General features: G+C 54.4%; 2 tRNA genes and 3 rRNA genes. All 5 read left to right on the plus strand.

The features are described 5' to 3' along the window. The first annotated feature begins 307 nt into the window (after nt 1–307). Nucleotides 308–1,848: ribosomal RNA gene (locus DKK67_RS21420) — 16S ribosomal RNA — on the plus strand. 251 nt (nt 1,849–2,099) lie between these two features. After that, nucleotides 2,100–2,176, plus strand: a tRNA-Ile gene (locus DKK67_RS21425). A 125-nt stretch (nt 2,177–2,301) separates the two neighbouring features. Then, nucleotides 2,302–2,377 (plus strand) — tRNA-Ala (locus DKK67_RS21430). A 324-nt stretch (nt 2,378–2,701) separates the two neighbouring features. After that, nucleotides 2,702–5,594, plus strand: a 23S ribosomal RNA gene (locus DKK67_RS21435). Nucleotides 5,595–5,671: 77 nt separating this feature from the next. Further along, a 5S ribosomal RNA gene (gene rrf, locus DKK67_RS21440) occupies nt 5,672–5,786 on the plus strand. The 16S, 23S and 5S rRNA genes sit together here with 2 tRNA genes alongside, the layout of an rRNA operon. The last annotated feature ends 6 nt before the right edge of the window (nt 5,787–5,792 follow it).

Raw genomic sequence — 5,792 nt, forward strand, 5'->3', positions numbered from 1 at the left:
TGGCGAAACAGCGTAAAATGCGCGCCACCTTGAACGGGTCAGCCGGCAACGATTCGGCGGTTTCGGAAGCATCGAAAACGCTGAAAAATAACGGTTGACAAGGTTGAGAAGCGCGGTAGAATACGCGGCCTCAACAGGGCGAAGGCCCAGCTCTTTAAAAAGTTGACCAAGTAATTCGTGTGGGCGCTGACTGAGGTATTTCGGCAAGAAATATCGAGGCAGCGACCTGTCAAACTCTCCTTCGGGAGAGGGTGATTTTGAGTGTTGTCTTGAGCAGATATTAGCTACTTCGGTAGCTGCTTGATTTAAACTGAAGAGTTTGATCATGGCTCAGATTGAACGCTGGCGGCAGGCCTAACACATGCAAGTCGAGCGGTAACAGATCCAGCTTGCTGGATGCTGACGAGCGGCGGACGGGTGAGTAATGCATAGGAAACTGCCCAGTAGTGGGGGATAGCCCGGGGAAACCCGGATTAATACCGCATACGTCCTTCGGGAGAAAGCAGGGGCTCTTCGGACCTTGCGCTATTGGATGTGCCTATGTCGGATTAGCTTGTTGGTGGGGTAATGGCCTACCAAGGCAACGATCCGTAGCTGGTCTGAGAGGATGATCAGCCACATCGGGACTGAGACACGGCCCGAACTCCTACGGGAGGCAGCAGTGGGGAATATTGGACAATGGGGGCAACCCTGATCCAGCCATGCCGCGTGTGTGAAGAAGGCTTTCGGGTTGTAAAGCACTTTCAGCAGGGAGGAAAAGCTTAAGGTTAATACCCTTGAGTGTTGACGTCACCTGCAGAAGAAGCACCGGCTAACTCCGTGCCAGCAGCCGCGGTAATACGGAGGGTGCAAGCGTTAATCGGAATTACTGGGCGTAAAGCGCGCGTAGGCGGTTAGATAAGCGAGGTGTGAAAGCCCCGGGCTCAACCTGGGAACGGCACTTCGAACTGTCTGGCTAGAGTATGGTAGAGGGTAGTGGAATTTCCTGTGTAGCGGTGAAATGCGTAGATATAGGAAGGAACACCAGTGGCGAAGGCGGCTACCTGGACCAATACTGACGCTGAGGTGCGAAAGCGTGGGGAGCAAACAGGATTAGATACCCTGGTAGTCCACGCCGTAAACGATGTCGACTAGCCGTTGGAGATCTTGAATCTTTAGTGGCGCAGTTAACGCACTAAGTCGACCGCCTGGGGAGTACGGCCGCAAGGTTAAAACTCAAATGAATTGACGGGGGCCCGCACAAGCGGTGGAGCATGTGGTTTAATTCGACGCAACGCGAAGAACCTTACCTGGCCTTGACATGTTGGGAACTTTCCAGAGATGGATTGGTGCCTTCGGGAACCCAAACACAGGTGCTGCATGGCCGTCGTCAGCTCGTGTCGTGAGATGTTGGGTTAAGTCCCGTAACGAGCGCAACCCCTATCCCTAGTTGCCAGCACATCATGGTGGGAACTCTAGGGAGACTGCCGGTGACAAACCGGAGGAAGGTGGGGATGACGTCAGGTCATCATGGCCCTTACGGCCAGGGCTACACACGTGCTACAATGGCGCGCACAGAGGGCCGCGAACCCGCGAGGGGGAGCCAATCTCTTAAAACGCGTCGTAGTCCGGATCGCAGTCTGCAACTCGACTGCGTGAAGTCGGAATCGCTAGTAATCGCGAATCAGAATGTCGCGGTGAATACGTTCCCGGGCCTTGTACACACCGCCCGTCACACCATGGGAGTGGATTGCACCAGAAGTGGTTAGTCTAACCTTCGGGAGGACGATCACCACGGTGTGGTTCATGACTGGGGTGAAGTCGTAACAAGGTAGCCGTAGGGGAACCTGCGGCTGGATCACCTCCTTAAACGAAGCCGAACGCTTCGGTCAGAGCCCACACGAATTACTTGGTCAGCGGAAGAGAGAGCATAAGGGTCTAAAGCAGGCCCGTAAGACTGCGGCTGTCTTTTCGAAAGAAAAGAGGGTGGCAGGATTAGCGCGCCGAGATTGCTTGAGCTGACAAGGCGCGAGCTGAGTGAAGGCGGGAGCGTACGGAAGTACGTGACCAACTGAGCGAGGATCGCAACGCGGTCAGGTCGAGCAAGATCAAGCGGTAATGGGTCTGTAGCTCAGGTGGTTAGAGCGCACCCCTGATAAGGGTGAGGTCGGTGGTTCAAGTCCACCCAGACCCACCAGAATTGCGCAGCTCATCGTTGTGTCCGGACTTGCATAGCAGGCTATGCGGCGCCCGAACACGCCTCGATCTGCCCAATTCTAAAGCCTGATAGCCATAATCGGGTTTGAAGGTGAGGCTTAGAATGGGGCCATAGCTCAGCTGGGAGAGCGCCTGCCTTGCACGCAGGAGGTCGGCAGTTCGATCCTGCCTGGCTCCACCAACTTTACGGATACCCTGACTACGGTCAGTGTGCAGAAACAAGCGTTTCGGATTGATGACAGATTGATCCCGAAATCCTTCTTTCTGATCACTGGGTCAGACATGCTCTTTAACAATGTGGACAAGATTGCAACACGGATTGTTCGTTTCTTTATCTCCGAAACGAATGATCCACTGATAGCGATTTCAAGCGTTATCCGGTGTTAATCGTTGGGTTGCTTAATCTTGAATCAAGCGTCAGCAGGACAAAAGGCTGCTGACACTGTGGATCCAACCTGGAGGCTTCGGTCAACAGGACGGTTAAACAGTTGGTTTGGGGTTATATAGTCAAGCAACTAAGCGCATACGGTGGATGCCTTGGCAGTCAGAGGCGATGAAAGACGTGGAAGCCTGCGAAAAGCTTCGGGGAGGTGGCAAACAACCTTTGATCCGGAGATCTCTGAATGGGGAAACCCACCTGGTTTCGGCCAGGTATCCAATCCTGAATCCATAGGGATTGGAGGCGAACCGGGGGAACTGAAACATCTAAGTACCCCGAGGAAAAGAAATCAACCGAGATTCCCTCAGTAGCGGCGAGCGAACGGGGACCAGCCCTTAAGCTGAACAACTGGTAGGAGAAGGCTCTGGAAAGTGCCGCCATAGTGGGTGATAGCCCCGTATCCGAAACCTGAGTTCAGTGAAATCGAGTAGGACGGGTCACGTGTAATCCTGTCTGAACATGGGGGGACCATCCTCCAAGGCTAAATACTCCTGACTGACCGATAGTGAACCAGTACCGTGAGGGAAAGGCGAAAAGAACCCCTGTGAGGGGAGTGAAATAGATCCTGAAACCGTATGCGTACAAGCAGTCGGAGCACCTTCGGGTGTGACGGCGTACCTTTTGTATAATGGGTCAGCGACTTATGTTCAGTGGCGAGGTTAACCATCTAGGGGAGCCGTAGGGAAACCGAGTCTGAATAGGGCGACTTAGTCGCTGGACATAGACCCGAAACCGGGCGATCTATCCATGAGCAGGTTGAAGGTGCGGTAACACGCACTGGAGGACCGAACCCACTGTCGTTGAAAAGCCAGGGGATGACTTGTGGATCGGAGTGAAAGGCTAATCAAGCCCGGAGATAGCTGGTTCTCCCCGAAAGCTATTTAGGTAGCGCCTCGGACGAATACCACTGGGGGTAGAGCACTGTTTCGGCTAGGGGGTCATCCCGACTTACCAAACCGATGCAAACTCCGAATACCAGTGAGTACTATCCGGGAGACACACGGCGGGTGCTAACGTCCGTCGTGAAAAGGGAAACAACCCAGACCGCCAGCTAAGGTCCCCAAATACCAGTTAAGTGGGAAACGATGTGGGAAGGCGAAGACAGCTAGGAGGTTGGCTTAGAAGCAGCCACCCTTTAATGAAAGCGTAATAGCTCACTAGTCGAGTCGGCCTGCGCGGAAGATGTAACGGGGCTCAAACTGGTTACCGAAGCTGCGGCTGTGCACGCAAGTGCACGGGGTAGGGGAGCGTTCTGTAAGCCTGTGAAGGTGAGTCGAGAGGCTTGCTGGAGGTATCAGAAGTGCGAATGCTGACATGAGTAACGATAATGCGGGTGAAAAACCCGCACGCCGGAAGACCAAGGGTTCCTGCGCAACGCTAATCGGCGCAGGGTGAGTCGGCCCCTAAGGCGAGACCGAAAGGTGTAGTCGATGGGAAACGGGTTAATATTCCCGTACCTCGCGTGACTGCGATGGAGAGACGGAGAAGGCTAGGTGAGCCGGGCGACGGTTGTCCCGGTTTAAGCATGTAGGCAGAGGACTTAGGCAAATCCGGGTCCTTAATGCCGAGACGCGACGACGAGTGCTGCTTGCAGCGCGAAGTCATTGATGCCCTGCTTCCAGGAAAATCTTCTAAGCTTCAGGTCACGAGAGACCGTACCCCAAACCGACACAGGTGGTCAGGTAGAGAATACCAAGGCGCTTGAGAGAACTCGGGTAAAGGAACTAGGCAAAATGGTGCCGTAACTTCGGGAGAAGGCACGCTGGTAGTAGGTGAAGCCCCTGCGGGTGGAGCCCAGACCAGTCGAAGATACCAGGCCCCTGCGACTGTTTATTAAAAACACAGCACTCTGCAAACACGAAAGTGGACGTATAGGGTGTGACGCCTGCCCGGTGCCGGAAGGTTAATTGATGGGGTTAGTCCTCGGACGAAGCTCTTGATCGAAGCCCCGGTAAACGGCGGCCGTAACTATAACGGTCCTAAGGTAGCGAAATTCCTTGTCGGGTAAGTTCCGACCTGCACGAATGGCGTAACGATGGGGGCGCTGTCTCTACCCGAGACTCAGTGAAATTGAAATCGCCGTGAAGATGCGGTGTATCCGCGGCTAGACGGAAAGACCCCGTGAACCTTTACTATAGCTTCACAGTGAACTTTGAGCATGCTTGTGTAGGATAGCTGGGAGGCTTTGAAGTGTGGACGCCAGTCTGCATGGAGCCAACCTTGAAATACCAGCCTGGCATGTTTGAGGTTCTAACTCGGTCCCCTTATCGGGGATAAGGACACTGTGTGGTGGGTAGTTTGACTGGGGCGGTCTCCTCCCAAAGAGTAACGGAGGAGCACAAAGGTGGGCTAAGCATGGTCGGACATCATGCGGTTAGTGTAATGGCACAAGCCCGCTTAACTGCGAGACAGACACGTCGAGCAGGTGCGAAAGCAGGTCATAGTGATCCGGTGGTTCTGTATGGAAGGGCCATCGCTCAACGGATAAAAGGTACTCCGGGGATAACAGGCTGATACCGCCCAAGAGTTCACATCGACGGCGGTGTTTGGCACCTCGATGTCGGCTCATCACATCCTGGGGCTGAAGCCGGTCCCAAGGGTATGGCTGTTCGCCATTTAAAGTGGTACGCGAGCTGGGTTTAGAACGTCGTGAGACAGTTCGGTCCCTATCTGCCGTGGACGTTGGAGATTTGAGGAAAGCTGCTCCTAGTACGAGAGGACCGGAGTGGACGAACCTCTGGTGTTCGGGTTGTGACGCCAGTCGCATTGCCCGGTAGCTAAGTTCGGACAGGATAACCGCTGAAGGCATCTAAGCGGGAAGCCCCTTCCAAGATGAGATCTCCCTGGCCCCTCGAGGGCCCTGAAGAGCCGTTCAAGACCAGGACGTTGATAGGTCGGGTGTGGAAGCGCTGCGAGGCGTTGAGCTAACCGATACTAATTGCTCGTGCGGCTTGACTATATAACACCCAAGCCAACTGCGGATAACGCAGGAAATCGCTACGCAATCTTGTCCCTTCCCAGTGATCAACCTTTTTGCCTGACGACCATAGCGGTCCGGAACCACCTGATCCCATCCCGAACTCAGAAGTGAAACGGACCTGCGCCGATGGTAGTGTGGCATGGCCCATGCGAGAGTAGGTCATCGTCAGGCTCCTAA

The sequence above is a fragment of the Marinobacter bohaiensis genome, from assembly GCF_003258515.1.
Lineage (GTDB): Bacteria > Pseudomonadota > Gammaproteobacteria > Pseudomonadales > Oleiphilaceae > Marinobacter_A > Marinobacter_A bohaiensis.